Origin of the sequence: Enterococcus sp. AZ167 (assembly GCF_051714025.1) — a bacterium.
GTDB classification, from domain to species: domain Bacteria; phylum Bacillota; class Bacilli; order Lactobacillales; family Enterococcaceae; genus Enterococcus_D; species Enterococcus_D casseliflavus.
Genome location: NZ_JBIORB010000001.1, coordinates 255,803 through 275,711 on the forward strand (window position 1 = coordinate 255,803; position 19,909 = coordinate 275,711).

At 43.0% G+C, this 19,909-nt stretch carries 18 protein-coding genes; 12 read left to right on the forward strand and 6 right to left on the reverse strand.

Annotated features, from left to right (window positions below):
- Positions 1 to 54 precede the first annotated feature (54 nt).
- Positions 55 to 1,872, forward strand: coding sequence for an oligoendopeptidase F (gene pepF / locus IGJ05_RS01210; protein ID WP_266166341.1), 1,818 nt, complete (start codon positions 55 to 57; stop codon positions 1,870 to 1,872).
- A gap of 130 nt (positions 1,873 to 2,002) precedes the next feature.
- On the opposite strand, the gene IGJ05_RS01215 is transcribed toward pepF, so the two are convergent.
- Positions 2,003 to 2,659 (reverse strand): ClpXP adapter SpxH family protein, encoded by a 657-nt coding sequence (locus IGJ05_RS01215; RefSeq protein ID WP_005229705.1) that lies wholly within the window; start codon positions 2,657 to 2,659, stop codon positions 2,003 to 2,005.
- A gap of 108 nt (positions 2,660 to 2,767) precedes the next feature.
- Positions 2,768 to 3,343, reverse strand: a complete 576-nt coding sequence (locus IGJ05_RS01220; RefSeq protein WP_087627683.1) for a CYTH domain-containing protein — start codon at positions 3,341 to 3,343, stop codon at positions 2,768 to 2,770.
- 196 nt (positions 3,344 to 3,539) lie between these two features.
- Here IGJ05_RS01220 and IGJ05_RS01225 point away from each other — a divergent pair, with 196 nt between their 5' ends.
- From IGJ05_RS01225 to mgtE, 4 genes are read left to right on the forward strand one after another with little or no spacing between them, the layout of a single operon-like run.
- Positions 3,540 to 4,208, forward strand: coding sequence for a GTP pyrophosphokinase (locus tag IGJ05_RS01225; RefSeq protein WP_266166342.1), 669 nt, complete (start codon positions 3,540 to 3,542; stop codon positions 4,206 to 4,208).
- Between the two features lie 5 nt (positions 4,209 to 4,213).
- Positions 4,214 to 5,011 carry an NAD kinase gene (locus IGJ05_RS01230; RefSeq protein WP_026008090.1) on the forward strand — a complete coding sequence of 266 codons (798 nt, stop codon included), beginning with the start codon at positions 4,214 to 4,216 and terminating at the stop codon, positions 5,009 to 5,011.
- 4 nt (positions 5,012 to 5,015) lie between these two features.
- A complete protein-coding gene (locus IGJ05_RS01235) occupies positions 5,016 to 5,915 on the forward strand; it encodes an RluA family pseudouridine synthase (RefSeq protein WP_266166343.1) in 900 nt (299 codons plus the stop codon).
- A 17-nt stretch (positions 5,916 to 5,932) separates the two neighbouring features.
- Positions 5,933 to 7,297, forward strand: a complete 1,365-nt coding sequence (gene mgtE, locus IGJ05_RS01240) for a magnesium transporter (RefSeq protein ID WP_266166344.1) — start codon at positions 5,933 to 5,935, stop codon at positions 7,295 to 7,297.
- A 56-nt stretch (positions 7,298 to 7,353) separates the two neighbouring features.
- Here mgtE and IGJ05_RS01245 read toward each other — a convergent pair whose 3' ends face one another.
- A complete protein-coding gene (locus tag IGJ05_RS01245) occupies positions 7,354 to 8,190 on the reverse strand; it encodes an AraC family transcriptional regulator (protein WP_010749431.1) in 837 nt (278 codons plus the stop codon).
- Positions 8,191 to 8,334: 144 nt separating this feature from the next.
- Here IGJ05_RS01245 and IGJ05_RS01250 point away from each other — a divergent pair, with 144 nt between their 5' ends.
- Positions 8,335 to 10,086 (forward strand): ABC transporter ATP-binding protein, encoded by a 1,752-nt coding sequence (locus IGJ05_RS01250; RefSeq protein ID WP_266166346.1) that lies wholly within the window; start codon positions 8,335 to 8,337, stop codon positions 10,084 to 10,086.
- Positions 10,073 to 11,854 (forward strand): ABC transporter ATP-binding protein, encoded by a 1,782-nt coding sequence (locus IGJ05_RS01255; RefSeq protein ID WP_225001026.1) that lies wholly within the window; start codon positions 10,073 to 10,075, stop codon positions 11,852 to 11,854. The genes IGJ05_RS01250 and IGJ05_RS01255 overlap by 14 nt, the downstream gene beginning before the upstream one ends.
- Before the next feature lie 61 nt (positions 11,855 to 11,915).
- On the opposite strand, the gene IGJ05_RS01260 is transcribed toward IGJ05_RS01255, so the two are convergent.
- A complete protein-coding gene (locus IGJ05_RS01260) occupies positions 11,916 to 12,557 on the reverse strand; it encodes a copper homeostasis protein CutC (protein WP_225001025.1) in 642 nt (213 codons plus the stop codon).
- A 102-nt stretch (positions 12,558 to 12,659) separates the two neighbouring features.
- On the opposite strand from IGJ05_RS01260, the gene IGJ05_RS01265 reads away from it, so the two are divergent.
- From IGJ05_RS01265 to IGJ05_RS01285, 5 genes are all read left to right on the forward strand, one after another.
- The gene (locus tag IGJ05_RS01265; RefSeq protein ID WP_225001024.1) at positions 12,660 to 13,502 is read left to right on the forward strand and encodes a methyltransferase domain-containing protein; all 843 of its coding nucleotides are present in this window, start codon (positions 12,660 to 12,662) and stop codon (positions 13,500 to 13,502) included.
- Positions 13,503 to 13,856: 354 nt separating this feature from the next.
- Complete coding sequence (gene trmL, locus IGJ05_RS01270; RefSeq protein WP_087627679.1) at positions 13,857 to 14,360, forward strand: tRNA (uridine(34)/cytosine(34)/5-carboxymethylaminomethyluridine(34)-2'-O)-methyltransferase TrmL; 504 nt, start codon at positions 13,857 to 13,859, stop codon at positions 14,358 to 14,360.
- 17 nt (positions 14,361 to 14,377) lie between these two features.
- Positions 14,378 to 15,031, forward strand: a complete 654-nt coding sequence (locus IGJ05_RS01275) for a histidine phosphatase family protein (RefSeq protein WP_118215474.1) — start codon at positions 14,378 to 14,380, stop codon at positions 15,029 to 15,031.
- A gap of 20 nt (positions 15,032 to 15,051) precedes the next feature.
- Positions 15,052 to 17,706 (forward strand): SF1B family DNA helicase RecD2, encoded by a 2,655-nt coding sequence (recD2, locus tag IGJ05_RS01280; RefSeq protein WP_266166350.1) that lies wholly within the window; start codon positions 15,052 to 15,054, stop codon positions 17,704 to 17,706.
- A gap of 101 nt (positions 17,707 to 17,807) precedes the next feature.
- A complete protein-coding gene (locus tag IGJ05_RS01285; RefSeq protein ID WP_005229738.1) occupies positions 17,808 to 18,035 on the forward strand; it encodes a hypothetical protein in 228 nt (75 codons plus the stop codon).
- Between the two features lie 103 nt (positions 18,036 to 18,138).
- On the opposite strand, the gene IGJ05_RS01290 is transcribed toward IGJ05_RS01285, so the two are convergent.
- Both IGJ05_RS01290 and IGJ05_RS01295 read right to left on the reverse strand, forming a co-directional pair.
- Entirely contained in the window at positions 18,139 to 18,762 is a 624-nt protein-coding gene (locus IGJ05_RS01290) for a response regulator transcription factor (RefSeq protein ID WP_005229739.1), read from the reverse strand.
- Entirely contained in the window at positions 18,759 to 19,868 is a 1,110-nt protein-coding gene (locus IGJ05_RS01295; protein ID WP_404851322.1) for a sensor histidine kinase, read from the reverse strand. The genes IGJ05_RS01290 and IGJ05_RS01295 overlap by 4 nt, the downstream gene beginning before the upstream one ends.
- Positions 19,869 to 19,909: the final 41 nt, after the last annotated feature.

Consider the following 19,909-nt stretch of genomic DNA (forward strand, 5'->3'; position numbering starts at 1 on the left):
TTCACTGAAAAGTATGATAAGATATTTTTAACCAATGAACAAGGAGTGAAGGGAATGTCAGAAACAAAACAATTACCAGCACGTGAATCGATTCCAGTCGAAAAAACGTGGGACTTAACGAAAATCTATGCCGATGATGCGGCTTTTGACATAGAATTTCAAGAGATCCAAGCACAAGTCAAAGAAGCAAGTCGTTACCAAGGCACTTTAGCCGATGGGCCGCAAGCCTTCTTATCCGCATTAGAATTTGTTTTAGCGCTTTCTCGTCGTTTAGAGAAACTCTATGTATACAGTCATTTGAAAAACGACCAAGATACTGCCAATACGACGTATCAAGGCTTGTATGCAAAAGCAAGTAACTTGGTTGCGCAAGTAAGTGAAGCCGTTGCTTGGTTTGATCCTGAGCTATTGACAATGTCTGATGAAACGATTTGGGGCTATTTCGATCAAGAGCCGAAACTAGCTGTTTATCGTCATATGATCGAAAAAACCATCAACGAGCGTCCACATGTCTTGCCAGCGGAGCAAGAAGCGTTATTAGCCGGTGCTGGCGAAATTTTTGGGGCACCTGGCAACATTTTTTCTGTTTTAAACAATGCTGATTTGGATTTTCCAGTAGTTGAAGACGAAAACGGGGAAAAAGTACAGTTATCTCATGGTGTATACGGTGAGTTGATGGAAAGCACGGATCGGTCTGTCCGTGAAGCAGCCTTTAAAGGTCTTTATGGTGTCTATGAGCAATTCCGCAATACCTTTGCCCAAACATTAAGCACCAATATCAAAGCCCATAACTTTAAAGCAAAAGCCCGCAAATTTGATTCGGCACGGCAAGCCGCTTTGAGTGCCAACCACATTCCTGAAAGTGTCTACGATACATTAGTGGATGTCGTCAATCAGCACCTGCCATTGTTGCATCGTTATATGGCATTAAGAAAACGCCTGTTGGCTGTCGATACGTTGCATATGTATGATGTTTATACGCCGATTTTAGGGGAAGCACCCATTCGATATAGCTATGAAGAAGCGGTCGAAAAAGCGAAAGAAGCGTTAAAACCATTAGGTGAAGAATACCTTGCGGTGGTTGAAGAAGCCTTCAGCAATCGGTGGATCGATGTCGTTGAAAACAAAGGCAAACGCAGTGGCGCGTATTCTTCTGGTGCCTATGATACGCTGCCATATATCCTGATGAACTGGAATGATCGATTGGATCAACTCTTTACTCTTGTTCATGAAATGGGACACAGTGTGCATAGTTACTTTACACGTAACAACCAGCCTTATGCCTATGGGGATTATTCGATCTTTTTAGCGGAAATCGCTTCAACCACCAATGAAAATATTTTGACAGAGTATATGCTGCAGACTGAAACAGATCCACGGGTCAAAGCTTATGTCTTGAATCATTTTCTCGATGGCTTCAAAGGAACGATTTTCCGTCAAACACAATTTGCCGAGTTTGAACACTTCATGCACGTGGAAGATGCGAAAGGAACGCCATTGACCAGTGAGTTCTTAAGCGAGAACTATGCCGAGTTAAATGCAAAATACTACGGACCTTCTGTTGAAAAAGATCCTGAGATTCGTCTTGAGTGGTCACGCATTCCGCATTTCTATTACAATTACTATGTTTACCAGTATTCAACCGGATTTTCGGCAGCTTCTGCTTTAGCGAAGAAAATCTTAGCAGGTGAACCAGATGCCTTAACCAACTATTTGAACTATTTGAAAGCTGGACGCAGTGATTATCCAATCGAAGTCATGAAAAAAGCGGGCGTCGATATGACAAAAGCAGATTATATTGAAGACGCGATGAAAGTATTTGAGCAACGCTTGAATGAATTGGAAGAACTCGTCAAAGAAATTGAAGCATAATTGAAAAGCGAACCAATCCGTAAAGGATTGGTTTGTTTTTTTGTTTGTCCACAATAAAAAACGCTGCGCAGCGAGCCAAACACAAGATCATCGTTTGGCTCGCTGCGCAGCGTCGCTATTGAATAGGGTTTCATAAAAGAATCAACCCGCGATCAATTTCATGAATAGTGGAAAGTTTTGGTGCTTTCAAAGACTGAGCTTTTTGCAAAAATGTATCGAGTTCTGTTGCTGTACCACAGACGAGCGGAAGACTTCGCAGTTCCTCTGATCCTTCTAAAAGGACCCCATATTCTTCTTCACTTGAAAAATCATACACCACAGCAGAGGGTGTGATCGTGATGCCCATATCTTTGGCTACACGCTGATCGGTGGCAAAGTTCTTTTTCACTAGCTCAGAGGATCGATCTTCTAGGAACATCTCTAAATCACCATTCGTTTCAGAAAATAATTCTTTCACTAAGGCATCGCTATATTCTTGTCTTTCGATACCTATCCGTTGTTGCAGTTTCAACAAGAAATCCCGCGCAATTTTTTTCCCTTGCAACTGAGCGGCCTTATAGTCCAGTGATGCAGCATAGATTTGGTTGGTCTGTTCATTTCGCAAGACCAAATCCGTCTTATTCATGGACAAATAGTCCATTGAGACACCTACGGAAAACAAGTTAACGAAAGGTAGGATCTGCAAATGGATTTTTTTGCGGCTGGTGTTTAATTTATTGAGAATCTCTTTTTCGATATCATAACAAATAGGCCCAATCGGATTAATAAATAAAAACAGTTCGATCATTTGAATCTCTCCCCAATTAAGATTCTTTTGTACCTTGAAAAACAAAATAAGTATGTTTTATTAAATATAGCAAAAAAACGCGAAAAAAGTAAGCAAAAGGACAGCTTACTATGATTTTTCTTCAACGGCTCGGATGATCTTGTTTTTCGCTGGTCGGTAAGGAACGCCAAAGAGACGTAACAAGGAGTGAAAGGCATCTTTCCCTTTAATCGGTTCGTTGACTTCTAACTCCAACTCATAATCATGCTGTTGACCATACCAGCTTTCATCTAACGCGAGCAATCCTTCTTCAATCGGAAATTCCGCCCGTTTCGTTTTTAATGCTGCGATCATACGTAACGTGTCAGGCTCGATACCTGCCGCTCTTAGGCGCTGAGCAACGATACCCGTAGGTAGAATTTTTTCTGAAGCAATCAATAAAGCTGCGGACGTTTTCGTTAAAGGATCAGTCGTCTCTAATAACCCGTGCTCAATGGGGGTTTTTAGCGTTAATTCCGCATTGGTAGCAGTCGTGCGAATACGCAAGCCAAAGTGCTTTTCCCGCAGCTTATGATCTACCGTATCAAAATAGTAATTGGTTTGTATCTTAAATGCTTCTTCTGACAAATTGTAATAAGCAAGCAGCTGGTGGTATTCTTTTTCCGTCAACATCGTCTTGTATTCGATCTCTACTTGTTCGCCCATCGTTTCTCACTCTCTTTCTATTGCAACCATAGTGTACGCTGTTTCAGCTATTCCGTCAAAGAAACCAAACAAAGAAAAGCAGAGATGTTGGGGGAGAGACAAAAAATCTTTTGTTTCTGCTCTTCTGTTCATTCAGTTTTATTCCAAGAGTATGGTAGAATAAGAGGTATGTTATGAACAGAATCGAGGGAGAAGAATGATTCGAGATTGGGAAGAATTCTTAGCGCCTTATGAACAGGCGGTTTCAGAATTAAAAGTAAAATTAAGAGGCATACGAAAACAATATCGGGAACAAAACAAGCATGTTTCCATTGAATTTGTCACTGGGCGGGTCAAGCCAGTGGATAGCATTTTAACGAAAAGTAAATTACGTGGGATTGCTTTGGATCGGCTTGAAGAAGAGATGTCTGATATCGCTGGCTTGCGAATCATGTGTCAATTTGTGGAAGACATTCACCAAGTCGTTGAACTCTTACGAACACGCAAAGACATGAAAGTGATCATTGAACGGGACTATATCACCAATAAAAAAGCCAGTGGCTACCGTTCGTATCACCTAGTGATCGAATATCCCGTTCAACTGATCGACGGGGAAAAAATTATTTTAGCTGAGATTCAAATTCGGACACTAGCGATGAATTTTTGGGCAACGATCGAACATTCACTAAACTACAAATACCAAGGGGAATTTCCCGCTGAAATCAGTGAACGGCTGCGTCGGTCGGCAGAAGCCGCCTATCAGCTAGATGAAGAAATGTCCAATATCCGTGAAGAGATCCAAGAGGCACAACGGTTATTTTCACATGGGAAAGGCAAGCGAGGCGGACATGATCAGAACCCGTTGCCAAAGGGGGAAACGGAATGAAAGGTATCCGCGTGGCAATCGTCCATAATCAAGAAAGCAAGTCGGTAGAAGTGACAAAGCGTTTAACTACGCTTTTAGAACAGTCAGAAAATAAGATCGATCAAGACAATCCTGAATTAGTGATTTCTGTTGGGGGAGATGGCACGCTCCTTTCTGCTTTTCACTTGTACAATCATAAGTTGGATCAAGTACAGTTTTTAGGCGTCCATACGGGTCATCTCGGCTTTTACACGGACTGGCGAGATTATGAATTGGAAGAACTAGTCGAGTCATTATGCAATGACCATCAAAAAAGCGTCAGCTATCCGTTATTAGATGTCCGTATCACGTATGCGAATGGAAAATCAGACAAGCATTTCCTAGCATTGAATGAATCAACGATCAAGCGCGGCAATCGAACGATGGTTGCCGATATTTCTATTAAAGAAGACCTCTTTGAAAAGTTTCGCGGCGATGGCTTATCGATCTCAACGCCCACTGGCTCCACTGCTTATAACAAGAGTGTTGGTGGGGCAGTCTTGCACCCAAGTATCAATGCCTTTCAATTGGCAGAGATTGCTTCGTTGAACAATCGTGTCTTTCGGACCCTTGGTTCGCCGATCGTCGTGGGTCACCATGAATGGGTCAAAGTACAACTGCAGCAAAGCACCGACTATTTAGTGACGATCGATCAGTTTACCATCGAACAAGAAGAAATCGATGCTATCTATTACCGTATTGCCGATGAACGGATTCATTTTGCGTCTTATCGGCATATGCATTTTTGGAATCGGGTCAAAGATTCCTTTATTGGAGAAGAATAAACCCATGGAATTTACGTATCACTATACTGGACAAGGACAGCAAGTCAAATACTTTTTGAAGGAACAGGGGGTGTCCAAAGGACTGTTAGCAAAAATCAAATTTCAAGGCGGAAAGATATTTGTCAACGATCAAGAGCAAAACGTCTTGTTTTCTTTGGCGCAAAATGATAGGGTAACTATTGTAATTCCTCCTGAAGGGGAACATGAGACGATGCTGGCTGACCCGACACCGATTGAGATCGTGTATGAAGATGCCCATCTGTTAGTCGTGAATAAGCCAGCAGGCATCTCATCGATCCCTGCGCAATATCATCCGACTGGCACGATGGCCAATCGCGTCAAGGCCTACTATCAAGCGCAGCACTATGAAGATCAAGTGATTCATGTAGTCACGCGGTTAGACCGTGACACATCAGGACTGATGCTTTTTGCAAAACATGGGTTTGCCCATGCGAAGCTGGATAGCCAGTTGCGAAAGAAGCAGGTCGTAAAAAAATATCAAGCCCTCGTTGCTGGTGAACTGCCCGCACTTTCTGCCCATGGTGAGATTGAGCTGCCGATTGCTAGAGACCTGACGTCACTATTGAAACGCAAGGTCAGTGACGAAGGAAAAGAAGCACGGACGGAGTATTGGCTAAAACAACGCAATTCAGATTGCGCTTTAGTTGATATTCAGTTACACACAGGCAGGACGCATCAAATAAGGGTCCATTTTTCTGCAATCGGTTGTCCTTTATTAGGAGACGAGATGTATGGCGGTACAATGGCTCTTGGGATCAAACGACAAGCATTACACTGCTGTCAGCTGCAATTTCAGCATCCCTTTACGAATGAACCGTTGGCTTTTAAGCTGCCCTTACCAGCAGACATGGCCGCTGTTTGCTCAGCCATGGATAGGCAATAACAAATGAGGTGAAGAGATTGGATGAAAATCAAGAATTAACTGAACGGTTTGATCAACTGAATCAAGCATTAAAAGACAATGATATCCAGGGATTTCGTGAGGCGTTCTTGGATCTGCATATCTACGAGCAGGGTCAGTTCTACCAATCTCTAGAAGCAGCCGATCGACAAATCGTCTATACGTATCTTTCCCCGAAAGAATTGGCAGACATGTTTGACGTCATTGAAGAAGATGATGAACACATGGTGGACTATCTTTCAGAGATGCGCCCTGCCTATGCGGCTGATATGTTGGCGCAAATGTATACCGATAATGCGGTTGACCTGCTGAATACTCTGGATAAAAAACAAACAGCAAAATATTTGAGTTTGATGACCGCTGAAGCTGCTAGCGAAATCAAAGAGCTGCTGCATTATGAAGATGAAACTGCTGGATCGCTGATGACTACCGAGTTTGTTTCCATTGTTGCCAACCAAACGGTTCGTTCAGCGATGTATGTCTTAAAAAATGCCGCAGATGTTGCCGAGACGATTTACTATATTTACGTCGTGGATACTGATAATAAGCTTGTGGGCGTTATTTCTTTAAGAGACTTGATCATCAATGATGAAGATACCATGATCGCTGATATTTTGAACGAGCGGGTGATGTCGGTCCATGTTGGAGATGACCAAGAGGATGTCGCTCAGACCTTCCGAGATTATGACTTTCTCGCATTGCCAGTCACCGATTATGACGATCACCTATTAGGGATCGTGACCGTCGATGATATCATCGACGTTATCGATGATGAAGCAGCCAGTGACTACTCTGGTTTGGCAGGGGTCAATGTGGAAGAAGTCAGTGAGAACCCGATCAAAGCGTCTTCGAGACGCTTGCCTTGGCTTATCACCTTACTCTTTCTCGGAATGGCCACCGCCAGTCTGATCAGTCATTATGAAGAGTTGGTCAGCGAAGCAAGTATTCTCGCTGTCTTTATCTCACTGATCACTGGGACCGCCGGTAATGCTGGTACCCAATCCTTAGCCGTAGCCGTTCGTCGTCTGGCGATCAATGACGACAAAGAAAACAGCTTTATGAAGACGGTGGTAGGTGAAGTGCTGACGGGACTGTTCACAGGTGCCATCACGGGGGTGACGATTTTTGCTATCGTAGCTGTCTGGAAACAAAATCCGATTCTAGGGTTTGTGATTGGGATGGCGATGATGTGTGCCATCACAGTAGCCAACTTAGCGGGAAGTTTGATCCCGATGCTGATGGACAAGCTGGGTTTTGATCCAGCAGTGGCAAGTGGTCCGTTTATCACGACCCTTAGCGATTTGACCAGTGTTTTGATCTACTTCAACATTGCCAGTCTTTTTATGAACTATTTTATTCAATGAACAAAAAAGAGCAAGCCGATGATTCTTCATTCAAAGGAAGATCATCGGCTTGCTCTTTAATTTTTTGGTTTTGGCAATACCCCAGAAGGAGAGACACCATAAAGTTTTTTAAAAGACTTGCTAAAGTGATAAGCATCCTGATAGCCCACAGCAGAGGCGACTTCTTTGATCGTGAGGTTTTCATTTTTTAACATGTCTTTGGCACGCTTTAAGCGAATCTCAATCAAGTAGTTGATAGGACTGACACCCGTCGCCTCTTTAAAAATCTTTGAAAGGTACGTCGGGCTGAGAAATTGATCCTGTGCGAGCTTCTCTAACGTGATTTCTTCTTTGTAATGATTTTCCAAGTAATAGACCGTATAGTTGACGATCTGTTGTTGTCGTCGTTGGCTTTTGGAAAGGTAAGGCACGACATTGATATGGTCTTCATTTAGTCCACGTAAAATGTAGACGAGCATCTCCATCAAAACAGCCTTTTGCATCAATTGAAACTCATCCCGCTCTTCACTGCTTTCTCTCACCAACTGCCAGGCTTTTTCCAAAACTTGATGATGGTATTTGCCTAGCTCCAACAAGGGGTGTTTGTTCGGGAAAAAATTACGTTTAAACCCTTCCAAAGAAATATTTTTCAAACCAATATGCAGCTGATGGGAGCGAGTGCCCTTAGGCTGCAATTCGCAGTGATCGACGCCAGGATTGAAAAGCATGACGCTGCCAGCACGGATTTTTTTCGCTGGTTCTTTTTCAAAATAATAGGTACTTTCTCCTTCTAATAAGACGCTGATTTCTAAAAAGTCATGATGGTGCATTTCTCCATGACTTTCTGATTGTGTCCATGGGTCAAAGAGATAGATGATTTCTGGATTAAACGTGCGAGGGTTCACTAAATTCATGGCTGATTCACTCCAATTGGGTGCTTATTTCCTGTAAAAAAAGGGAATGGTACTTCTTACTAATATTTTACATCAAAATGAGTAAGAAAAACCATTCAAATCGCTTTTCAAAACGCTAAGCTTAACAACGAGAGGGGGAATTAGATGAGTAATACACAATGGATCTGGCGCTATGTCAAAAAGAACCGGGGAAAAATCATATTGGCAGTCCTGTTTTTAGTGATCAATGCAGCGCTGATCATTGTTAATCCGTACTTGGGAGGAATGGTGATCGATGATGTCATCAATCAGCAAAAAACGCACTTATTGATTCCATTATTGCTGATCATGATCGCAACGACCGTCATTCGTACCATTGTCCGCTACAGTTATCAAATTTTATTTGAACGGGTCGGGCAAAATACGCTATACGATTTACGGGAAGATTTGTATCAGAAGCTTCAAGAATTGGATTTCGACTTTTTCAATCACACTCGTGTGGGAGATATTATGGCACGGATGACTGGTGATACCGATGCCATTCGCCACTTTGTTTCTTGGGTGACCTACAATATCGCTGAATGTATCTTGTGGTTCTTTTCAGCGGTGGTGGTTATGAGCTTTATTGATTGGAAATTGATGTTGGCGCTGGTGGCTGTCACACCGATCATATTTCTGTTGACCAATCGCATGTCTAAGAAAGCACACCCGTTGTTTTTTGACATTCGTGAGAGCTTTTCGCGCTTGAATTCAATGGTGGAAGAAAATATCGGCGGCAATCGAGTGGTGAAAGCTTTTGCTCGTGAAAATTTTGAGATTGAAAAATTTCGCTCCTACAACGAAGATTTTAAGACCCGCAATATGGCATCTGCCAAAGTATCCCGTACCTATCTGCCATGGCTTGATGGCTTAGCAGGAAGTTTGTCAGTCATTGCCTTGATTTTGGGTGGGATCTTCGTCATCAACGGCGAGATGACATTAGGGGATCTTGTCGCGTTTAATGGCTATCTTTGGATGTTGAATAATCCTATGCGTATGAGTGGTTGGTTGATCAACGACGTTCAGCGATTTTCTGCAGCCTGTATCAAAATTCGGCAAATGTTGGCGCAAGAATCGAAAATTCCTGTTCATCAACAAGAAAAATTAGAGCCAATCAAAGGATTTGTAGAGTTTAAAGATGTTTCCTTCCACTTTTCGGATGATCCGAATCAAAATGTGTTGGAAAACATCAACTTCAAAATTGGCCCTGGCCAAACGTTAGGGATCTTAGGGGAAACCGGTTCAGGGAAAACGACGTTAGTGAATTTAGTTGGACGCTTTTATGATCCGACTGAAGGGGAAGTATTGATTGATGGAAAAAACGCCAAAGAGTATCCCGTGCGTCAAATGCGGGAAAACATTTCAATGGTGATGCAAGATGTCTTCTTGTTTTCCAATACTATCTCCGACAACATTGCTTTTGGAAATCCTTTAGCGGATGAAGGCTTTATTCGGCAAATGGCGGTAGTCGCTGATGCAGACACCTTTATTTCTCGGATGCCTCAAGGCTATGAAACGATCGTGGGCGAGCGAGGTGTAGGGCTTTCTGGCGGACAAAAACAACGGATCTCCCTAGCACGGGCCTTAGCCAAAGATCCATCGATCTTGATTTTGGATGATACGACGTCTGCCGTCGATATGGAGACAGAATCGAAGATCCAACAGGAGCTGACAAAATTAACAGGAGAGAAAACGACGTTTATCATTGCGCATCGGATCTCCTCTGTTCGAGAAGCCGATCAGATTCTGATGATGGAAAAAGGACGAGTCGTTGAACAAGGGACCCATGAAGAACTTGTCAGTCTGCGGGGCAAATACTACGAAGTGTATCAAAAACAATTAGGCTTGTCAGGAGGTGAAGACGATGGCGAGAAATAAATTTGATGTGGATGAGGAATTAGACCAGGAGTTTAGCTGGAAGGATTTCAAACGCTTGTCACAATATGTCGTTCCTTATAAAAGAAGTATTGCGAAAGTCCTATTTACGATCATTCTGGCAAACTTAGCAGGAATGTTGGCGCCCGTGTTTACAAAGATCGCGATCGATTCATCGATTCCTGAGAAAAATGTCAACCAATTGCTGCTTCTGGGAGCTGCCTTTCTAGCGACCTTGATCGTTATCGGCGTCTGCATGCGTTACCGTATCTACCATATCACGAATATTGGTCAAGACGTATTGAAGGATATGCGCTTTGATATTTTTGAACATCTGCAGCGACTGCCTTTTTCTTATTTTGATACAAGGCCCCACGGCAAGATCTTGATTCGCATCGTAAACTATATCAATACACTGAGTGACCTATTGAGCAACGGCCTGATCAATTTGATCTCGGATGTTTTCAACGTCATCATCACCTTGATCTTTATGTTTGCGATCGACTTCAAATTGACCTTGTATTCCCTTGCGCTGCTGCCAATTTTGTTCATCATGGTGATGGTGATCAAGAATAACCAGCGCAAAGCCTATCAGGTGTTGAGTAATAAACAATCCAATCTAAATGCTTACATTCATGAAAGTATTGCTGGTATCAAGATTACCCAATCCTTTGCGCGAGAAGAAGAAAATGCTGAGATCTTCCAAGAAGTCAGCAATGATTACCGGACTTCATGGATGAAAGCTGTCAAAATTCAGTTTCTGATGTGGCCAGGGGTGCAAAACATTTCAGTCATTACGACTTGTTTGATTTATTTTGTCGGCATTCGTCAGATCGGTGTCGATGTCAGCACAGGTACTCTGATCGCTTTTATCAGTTATATCAATAATTTCTGGAATCCAGTCATCAATATCGGGAATTTTTATAATTCTTTGATTACAGCAACAGCCTATCTTGAACGGATTTTTGAAACGATGGATGAAGTCCCAGATATCGAAGACAAACCTGATGCAAAAGTATTGCCGACGATGAAAGGGACCGTTGATTTTGAACACGTGACCTTCCGATACGAAGAAGGCAAAAACATTCTTTCTGATGTTAACTTCCACATTGAACCTGGGGAAAGTATTGCTTTGGTTGGTCCTACTGGTGCAGGGAAAACCACGATCATCAACTTGCTGAGCCGCTTTTATGATGTCAATGAAGGCAGTGTTAAAGTGGATGGGATGGACGTTCGTGACGTGACGCTGGAATCGCTGCGCTCACAAATGGGTGTCATGCTGCAAGATACCTTTATTTTCTCAGGAACGATCATAGAGAATATTCGCTATGGAAAATTAGATGCGACAGAAGAAGAGATCATCGAAGCAGCGAAGATCGTCCGTGCCCACGACTTTATCACGGAGTTGAAAGACGGCTATCAAACCGTCGTCGAAGAACGAGGAAGTACTTTATCTGCAGGGCAACGGCAACTGATTTCCTTTGCCCGAGCGTTGTTGGCTGATCCAAAAATTTTGATCTTAGATGAAGCGACCTCAAGTATCGATACGAAGACAGAAGAATTGCTGCAAGAAGGATTGTTGAAGCTGTTAGAAGGCAGAACCTCATTTATCATCGCTCACCGACTGTCCACGATCAAAAATTCTGATCGAATCTTTTACGTGGCAGGGGGGACAATCGCTGAATCGGGTAACCATGATCAGCTAATGGCACAAAAAGGCTTGTATCACCATTTGTATCAATCACAATACGACTTATTGCAAGCGATCTAAAAGAATCCCCACAAACGATAGAAACACATCGTTTGTGGGGATTTCTTTGTGTCCTTCAAGCTCAATCGTTAAGGTCAACGATTCTGGTTCCATGAACTTCTTTTACACCTAGTGTGTCGGCAACTTCTTGGGCATTTTCAAAGGAAATGCCACCGCCAGGTAAAATCGTTAAACGCTCACCAGCATAGGCGATCAATTCTTTCAGACGATCGAAATTTGCTTCGATTGGAGTGCCTGCAGCACCACCATGGGTCAAAATCCGCTGTACCCCATGCTCAGCTAACCAATCGATCGCCTTGAATTGGCGCGCTGCAGGAATCGCGTCGAACGCCATGTGAAAAGTAACCTGCAAGCCTTCTGCGGTTTCTAACAGTAGCTCCAATGCTTCTTCGTCCAACCAACCGCTAGGTGTTAAGCAACCTAGAACAACGCCGTCTGTTCCTATTTTTTTTGCTTCGATCAAGTCGGTATGCATGATTTTCAATTCTGTATCATTGTAAACAAAATCACCGCCCCGAGGTCGAATGATCGTCATAACGGGTATTCCTTTTTCGCCAGCATATTGCAGAACTTCTTCTTGCACGCCGGTACTTGGTGTTGTTCCGCCGACTGCTAAATTATCACAGAGTTCGATGCGCTTTGCACCTCGGGCGATTGCTAAGGGAATATTGGTATAGTTTTCTGCACAAAATTCTTTTAACATGATTTACCTCCATTTGATGGGTGTTCAATTGATTTGTTATTCTATCCACTAGCATTCTACCACAAGAATATGCTAAAGTAGAGCAGAGATGAGGGAAGTTGAATGTTAAAAAAAATCGATCGCGGGCGCCTATTTTTAAACGCCCATTATCACTTGTTTGAATGTCCATTGTGCCGCCAAGCATTTTTCCCGACCGAAAATGGCTTGGTTTGTCCAAATCGTCATCGATTTGACTTATCAAAGAAAGGCACACTTTTCTTTTTGGATCATCAAGTCAAAGCAGATTATGATCAAGCACTGTTTTTGCCGCGTCAACGTATGATCGCTAGTGGCATGTATGCACCAGTCGTTGAATGCATCAAAGCAGCTTTGGGGGATGCTAAGCATCTTTTAGATGTTGGCTGCGGGGAAGGCAGTTTTCTGGCTCAGCTGGTCAATGAAAAGACTCAGGCGGCTGTCGGTTTTGATATTGCAAAGGACGGAGTCTACCTAGCAACCAATCAAAACGTACCAGCTTTTTGGTGTGTGGCGGATCTGACCAACCTGCCGTTTGCTGAAGCGAGCTTTGATACGATTTTCAATCTATTTTCGCCGTCAAATTATGGGGAGTTTAACCGCATTTTAAGAAAAGGCGGACAGCTGATCAAAGTGGTCCCTGCGGCGGATTATTTAAAAGAACTACGAGCCGCTTTTTATCCTGATGATGAAACAAAACAACAGTATTCGAATGAACGGGTCGTTAGCAAATTTTTTGAACACTATCCCAACGCATCCCGTCAAAGAGTGACGCATGTTTTTGCGATCCCTGAAGAAAATCGTCAAGATTTACTTGCCATGTCCCCGTTAGAGTGGGGGGCTTCGGAGGAACGCAAAGAAAAGCTGCGACAAACCCCTTTGACACAGATTACGGTTGATGTTGAGGTGTTGATTGCGAAAATTTCCTGAAAATATTTTGAACTTTTTTGTTATTTACTCTTGCAATCATGCCATGGGAGTGATATATTGTTCTCAAGTCATTTTTCATTGGTTTTTATCAGGTTCCTGTTCTGATAAAAGTTAGTGAAAAGAGCTTCACTAACGTAACGACTCGCAGTGATCGACACCGAGTTGGTACGTTTTTTTTATGCCCAAAAAAGCGCCCAAAAAAATGTTGTTTCTAGAAAAACAAGCGTGCCAAAATATGGTACTATAGAAGTTATTGAAGTAGTTACTGAGCATGCAATGGAAAACGTAACGTTTAACGACACAAATCAATGCGAGAACCGATCGGCAGTAACCGATCGAAAGGAGTTTTTATCTATGAATCACATCGTTCTTTTTGAACCTCAGATCCCAGCCAATACGGGGAATATTGCACGGACGTGTGCAGCAACAAATACTCATTTACACTTAATCGAGCCTTTAGGCTTTTCAACGGATGACAAGCAATTGAAGCGTGCTGGGCTTGATTATTGGCACGATGTCAATATTACCTATCATAAAGATTTAGCTGCTTTTATGGACTTTTTAGGAACGCGTCCGTTGTACCTGATCTCGAAATTTGCCAATCGCGTGTATTCTGATGTCGATTACACCGCAGATGACGATCAGTTCTTCATTTTTGGGAAAGAAACGACGGGGCTTCCAGAAAGTTTTATGCGTGAGCATGCCGAAAAATGCTTGCGGATCCCTATGAATGATGAGCACGTTCGTTCCCTAAATCTATCAAATACGGCTGCGTTGATCATTTATGAAGTTTTGCGGCAGCAAGGATTTCCGCAGTTGGAATTGACGCATCATTACGAGAACGACAAATTAGACTAAGAAGCGAGGCTTTTTCGATGCAATTATACTTTACCCGTCACGGAAAAACAGAGTGGAACCAAGCACGCCGCTTTCAAGGAATGCTGGGGGATTCGCCGTTATTGCCAGAAAGTTATGATGAGATCAAATTACTCGGTGATTATCTGGCAGCTATTCCTTTTGAGAAGATTTACTCAAGTACATCTTTGCGAGCAAAAGTGACTGCTCAAGAGATCCAAGCAAGACTCCAACACCCTGTTGAAATCATTTATAATGAGAACCTGCGAGAAATCGGACTCGGTGAATTGGAAGGTCGGTCCATCGATGAAATGCATGAGAAGTATCCCCAACAACTGACTGATTTGCGTAATCACCTGGATCGATACGATCCCAGTGCCTTTAAAGGTGAGCCGATCCAAGTAACATTGAGCCGAATCGAGACCGTCGTCATGGATGCGGTGATGCAGCATGAAGGCCCATTATTGTTCGTCGGTCATGGAGCATCCTTTACGGCTGCTATACAGTGGCTTGCAGGCAAACCATTAGCCGAATTAAGAGAGCAAGGTGGATTAGTCAATAACAGCGTTAGCTTATTAGAGACGAATGAACAAAAAGTATTGCCTTTTGAACTAAAAGTTTGGAATGAAGCAAGCTTTTTAAGCAATCAGGCAGGATTAGACGCTTTATTGTAAACCATGAAAGGAGCGGCACCATGATTCCAGAAAGAACGTTTTTTGTCGGCCATGTTGCCGCCATCTTTTTCCAGAATCCCAGCAATTTTTATAAAGTACTATTAGTTAAAGTCACTGAGAATAATGCCGACTACAAAGACTCGGAGATCGTCGTTACTGGTAGTTTCGGCGAAATCCAAGAAGAGGAAAAGTATCGGTTTTTTGGTGAGCTGGTCAATCATCCCAAGTATGGCGTCCAGTTGAAGGTCGAAAGCTACCAACAAGAACAACCGACCTCTGAACAAGGGTTGATCGCCTATCTTTCTGGAGAAAAATTTCCTGGGATCGGTAAGAAGACCGCTGAAAAAATCGTTGATCTTTTAGGAGAAGAAGCGATCGACCGGATGCTGGAAGAACCAACATTGTTGGAGCAGATTCCAGGATTGAATGAAAGTAAGCAAAAAATGATTTTAGATACTGTTCGGCAAAATCATGGGATGGATCAAGTGATCGTTGGCTTGAGCCGTTATGGTTTTGGTAGTCAGCTTTCTTTTGCAATCTACCAAGCCTACAAAAATGAAGCATTAGCAATTATCGAAGAAAATCCTTACCAGCTGGTGGAAGACATTGAAGGCATTGGCTTTAAACGCGCAGATGGCATCGCTGAGCAGCTAGGGATCGAAGCTTCGTCACCGCAACGGTTTCGAGCCGCAGTCTTGCATCAGATCTTTGCCCAATCCTTGCAGACGGGTAATACCTTTATCCACGCCCAGGACTTGTTAGAGCAGACACTGCGTTTATTAGAGACGAGTCGTCCTATTGAGGTCGCGCCAGACGACCTGGCATCAACGATCATTCAATTAGTGGAGGAAGGAAAAATCCAGCAAGAAGAAACTCGTTTATATGAAAACAGTTTGTACTTTTCTGAGTGGGGAATCGCTAGTTCCATCGAACGCTTGCTTTCCCGCAAAAAAGAGATCGTGTATCCTGAGAAAAAAATCAGCAAAACGCTGCGAAAAATTGAGAAGCATTTAGGCATCACCTATGGGTCTTCGCAAGAAGAAGCAATCAAAGAAGCCATTCGTTCGCCATTGTTTATTTTGACAGGAGGACCTGGTACTGGGAAAACGACGGTGATCAATGGGATCGTACAATTGTTTGCTGAATTGAACGATTTGGACTTAGAACCATCAAAATACAGCGACGAAACCTTTCCGATTCTCTTGGCAGCACCGACTGGTCGAGCCGCCAAACGAATGAACGAAACGACTGGCTTGCCAAGTGGTACGATCCATCGTTTGTTAGGCTTGAACGGACGTGAAAAAGCGCCATCGATCAGTCCAAAAGAATTAGAAGGCGGCTTACTGATCGTCGATGAGATGTCTATGGTGGATACATGGCTGGCGAATACCCTCTTTAAGTCGATTCCTACGAATATGCAAGTGATTTTTGTGGGGGATAAAGATCAGCTTCCTTCTGTGGGACCAGGGCAAGTCCTTCATGACTTGCTAGCGATCGATGCGATCCCGAAACAAGAATTGACGGAAATCTATCGTCAAGGCGATGGGTCAAGTATTATTCCACTCGCCCATGCCATAAAAAATGGGCAGCTGCCTGCTGATTTTACACAAAACCAAAAAGATCGTTCTTTCTTTGCGTGTGATGCTTACAAAATCGAACCGTTGATCGCTCAAATCGTGAAACGGGCAAAAGACAAAGGCTACACGCCGCAAGATATTCAAGTGTTGGCACCGATGTATCGTGGGGCAGCGGGTATCGATGCCCTTAATAAAATGATGCAAGAGATTTTTAACCCCAATGATGGGACCAAAAAAGAGGTGACCTTCAATGATACGGTGTATCGTATCGGCGATAAGGTCTTGCAGTTGGTAAACTCTCCTGAAGATAACGTGTTTAATGGCGATATGGGGCAAATCGTTGGGATCACTCTAGCCAAACAGTCGGAAGACAAGATCGACGAGCTGGTCATTCAATTTGATGCCAACGAAGTAACCTATAAGCGGAATGAATGGAACAAGATCACGTTATCCTACTGTTGTTCGATCCATAAATCTCAAGGCAGTGAATTTCAAATGGTCATTTTGCCGATGGTTCATCAATACCAACGCATGCTGCAGCGCAATTTGCTATATACTGCTGTGACCCGCAGCAAAGAGATGCTGATTTTACTTGGTGAACCACAAGCGTACCAAACTTGTGTCAACCACGAATCTGCGACTCGTTTAACGACGCTGAAAGAACGCATCAATGGCACAGAAAAAATGACGCCGTTGCAACGAGCAAAATTGGCCCAATTTGAAGAAGCGGATGATCCATTTTATGATGATTCCTCTGTTGACACGAAAGTAAAAACGTCTTCGACGAAGATAAAGGAGCAATCCAGCACTGAAGTTACTGCTAACAAGCAAGCGGTAGAAAAGACCTCAGATAGTGGGCTTGATTTGTTTGCTTTTGCCGAGACGGAGCCGTCAGCATCAAATCAGACAGAAACGGCAAAGCCTCTGTCAGGGGATAAGGTTCTAAGTGAAGGGACCACGGGGGAAGAAGCACTCATCGAAGAAACGCCAAACGATGGTGTATTGACTTTAACGATGGTCAAAAAGCATTTAGTGGATCCAATGATTGGCATGAAGGATTGTTCTCCATACGACTTTATGCCCACAAAAAATGGATGATTCAAAGATGAGAAAATACTAAAAAAGGGTCGTTAGTGAGCGCTTTCTTTTGGTTTTTTAGCTTCTTATGCTAAGCTAAAATCAAAAGGAGGCGTTACGTTATGGCGAAAGAAACCGAAGATAAATTAGCAAAATTAGCAAAAGAATCTGGCAACGACTTTAAAAAGTTAGATGAGATGGAAAAAGAATTCAAATTGGATGAAAGTCCTGAGTCAGAACGAGGCGATCGGGAAGAATCTGGCTTAGAAAAAACGTTAGATAAGGCACCGATTTTTCCGCCTAACACACCGAATAATCCAACGAATCCTGGCAGTCCTGGAAATCCATAGCTTGTCCACCAAAAAACTACGACAGTCGGATATTCGAATAGAAAACAAAAAGCCTGAAGAATGCAGCTTCGCATTCTTCAGGCTTTTTTGCAATCGATGAGGTTTACTGTAAATGCTGATAATAATAGATCGCTAATTGCGTGCGATCCCGCAACTCCAGCTTTTCTAGTAATTGACTGATGTAATTACGAATGGTTCCATCACTTAGATACAAGGCATCGGCGATTTCTTTATTATTTTTACCCGCTGCTACTTCTTTGATGATCGCAAGTTCACGTTCGCTAAAAGATGCTTGATTATCTATCGCTGGTTGGTTCTTCATCATTTGCGTGAAGGTCTCGACGATCTCATTCCCAAAGACAACTTGGCCATTATAAGCGGCTTTGACAGAAGGGATGATCGCTTGCAGGTTCTGTTTGATCAAATATCCTTTGACACCGATAGAAAAGGCTTCACGAATGTATTCTTGATCTTTGAAGGTGGTCAAAAGCAAGAGGATCGCTTGCGGAAATTTAGCCAGTATTTCTTTGGCAGCAGCGATCCCAGTTTGTTCCGGCATACGGATGTCGGTCAACAAAACGTCAGGACGATGGGCTTCGTAAAGAGCAATGGCGTCTTTGGCACAATGACCGATACCCAATACCTGAATCTCTTCTGTGCTTTCAAGAATGGTTTGTAACGAGGTCGTCACAAACGGGTCATCATCAATAATGACTACAGTAATCATTGGTGTTCCTCCTTTGGTAAAATGATCGTCAACTGAAAGCGTTGGTTTTCTTGCAAAATATGAACTTGACCTTGCAGCTCCTGGACCCGTTGACGCATCGTTTTCAGACCGATTCCGCTGTTTGCAGTTTGGGGTGAATTGACGTCCTCGTTCGTGATCTGCAAACGGTAAAAGGCGGGCAGCGTGCGAAAATGCAAGACAACGGTTTTGGCATGACTGTGTTTGATGCTGTTGGTCAAGGCTTCTTTGATGACCATTAAGAAACAGTTTTGCTGTGCTTCGCTCAATCCTTCAAACAAGTTTCCTTCAATCGTTACGGAAGAGGGGAAATCAGCAATCAGAAACTCTATGGCCTGCGGAAAAGAAATCGATGTTTCATGGAGATCATGAACGCTTTGCCGAATGCGATCCATCCCAGTGTGAACCGTTGCACTCAAATTTGCTAACGGCACATTTAATTTCGGCTCTTGATTGATCATTTCAAGCGCACCAATTTGTAAAATGGCACTCGAAAGTAGATGGCCGACATTATCATGGATATCTCGCGCGATTCGATTTCGTTCTTCCACGATTTGTAAGGCTAATTTTGTCTCTTGTGACAGGGCTAATGCTTTGTTTTGTTCCGATAACTGCTGCTGCTTTTCCCAATGGGTATCTTTTGAAGCAATATATTTTTTCTCAAGATCGATCATTCGCTGCTCTTTTTTTCGTAAATAAAAAGCGAAAAGCAGTAACAGGATGATAAAGGCGAGCTCAGTGGGGGAATGATTGCCCACCGTCGAAATCAACAAAAAACCTAATAGGAATAAACCATCATCTTGTCTTTCTTTTGGAGCGATCACTCGCATCATTGCGGGCAAAAAGAGGGCAAGCGCTGGCCAAAAGGCACATAGCAGCAACAGAATAACTTGAAAAAACCAGCTTGGTTTCTTAGGCAGCAAATAACTGACGCCAGTAAATAAAACAGCGATCAGCAGATAGATGACTTGCACAGCAACAAATCCTTGGTTTACCAATAAGAACAATGAGATAGCGAGGAAAAAGCCCGCTTCGGTGAGTGGTCGATAGTTCGTCATAGGAGACTCCTTCATTGTGACAAATGTCATGGTTGGTTTAGCCAATCGTCACTAGTTTCTTTCCTTGAACT

Bases quoted from the DNA above. Each gene is read 5' to 3' on its own strand.
- IGJ05_RS01220 (WP_087627683.1), bottom strand. From the start codon at position 3,343: ATGGGCGAACAAGTAGAGATCGAATACAAGACGATGTTGACGGAAAAA.
- recD2 (WP_266166350.1), top strand. From the start codon at position 15,052: ATGATTCCAGAAAGAACGTTTTTTGTCGGCCATGTTGCCGCCATCTTT.
- trmL (WP_087627679.1), top strand. From the start codon at position 13,857: ATGAATCACATCGTTCTTTTTGAACCTCAGATCCCAGCCAATACGGGG.
- IGJ05_RS01290 (WP_005229739.1), bottom strand. From the start codon at position 18,762: ATGATTACTGTAGTCATTATTGATGATGACCCGTTTGTGACGACCTCG.
- IGJ05_RS01235 (WP_266166343.1), top strand. From the start codon at position 5,016: ATGGAATTTACGTATCACTATACTGGACAAGGACAGCAAGTCAAATAC.
- IGJ05_RS01275 (WP_118215474.1), top strand. From the start codon at position 14,378: ATGCAATTATACTTTACCCGTCACGGAAAAACAGAGTGGAACCAAGCA.
- IGJ05_RS01265 (WP_225001024.1), top strand. From the start codon at position 12,660: ATGTTAAAAAAAATCGATCGCGGGCGCCTATTTTTAAACGCCCATTAT.
- IGJ05_RS01260 (WP_225001025.1), bottom strand. From the start codon at position 12,557: ATGTTAAAAGAATTTTGTGCAGAAAACTATACCAATATTCCCTTAGCA.
- IGJ05_RS01225 (WP_266166342.1), top strand. From the start codon at position 3,540: ATGATTCGAGATTGGGAAGAATTCTTAGCGCCTTATGAACAGGCGGTT.
- IGJ05_RS01215 (WP_005229705.1), bottom strand. From the start codon at position 2,659: ATGATCGAACTGTTTTTATTTATTAATCCGATTGGGCCTATTTGTTAT.
- IGJ05_RS01245 (WP_010749431.1), bottom strand. From the start codon at position 8,190: ATGAATTTAGTGAACCCTCGCACGTTTAATCCAGAAATCATCTATCTC.
- pepF (WP_266166341.1), top strand. From the start codon at position 55: ATGTCAGAAACAAAACAATTACCAGCACGTGAATCGATTCCAGTCGAA.
- IGJ05_RS01255 (WP_225001026.1), top strand. From the start codon at position 10,073: ATGGCGAGAAATAAATTTGATGTGGATGAGGAATTAGACCAGGAGTTT.
- IGJ05_RS01250 (WP_266166346.1), top strand. From the start codon at position 8,335: ATGAGTAATACACAATGGATCTGGCGCTATGTCAAAAAGAACCGGGGA.
- IGJ05_RS01295 (WP_404851322.1), bottom strand. From the start codon at position 19,868: ATGACATTTGTCACAATGAAGGAGTCTCCTATGACGAACTATCGACCA.
- IGJ05_RS01285 (WP_005229738.1), top strand. From the start codon at position 17,808: ATGGCGAAAGAAACCGAAGATAAATTAGCAAAATTAGCAAAAGAATCT.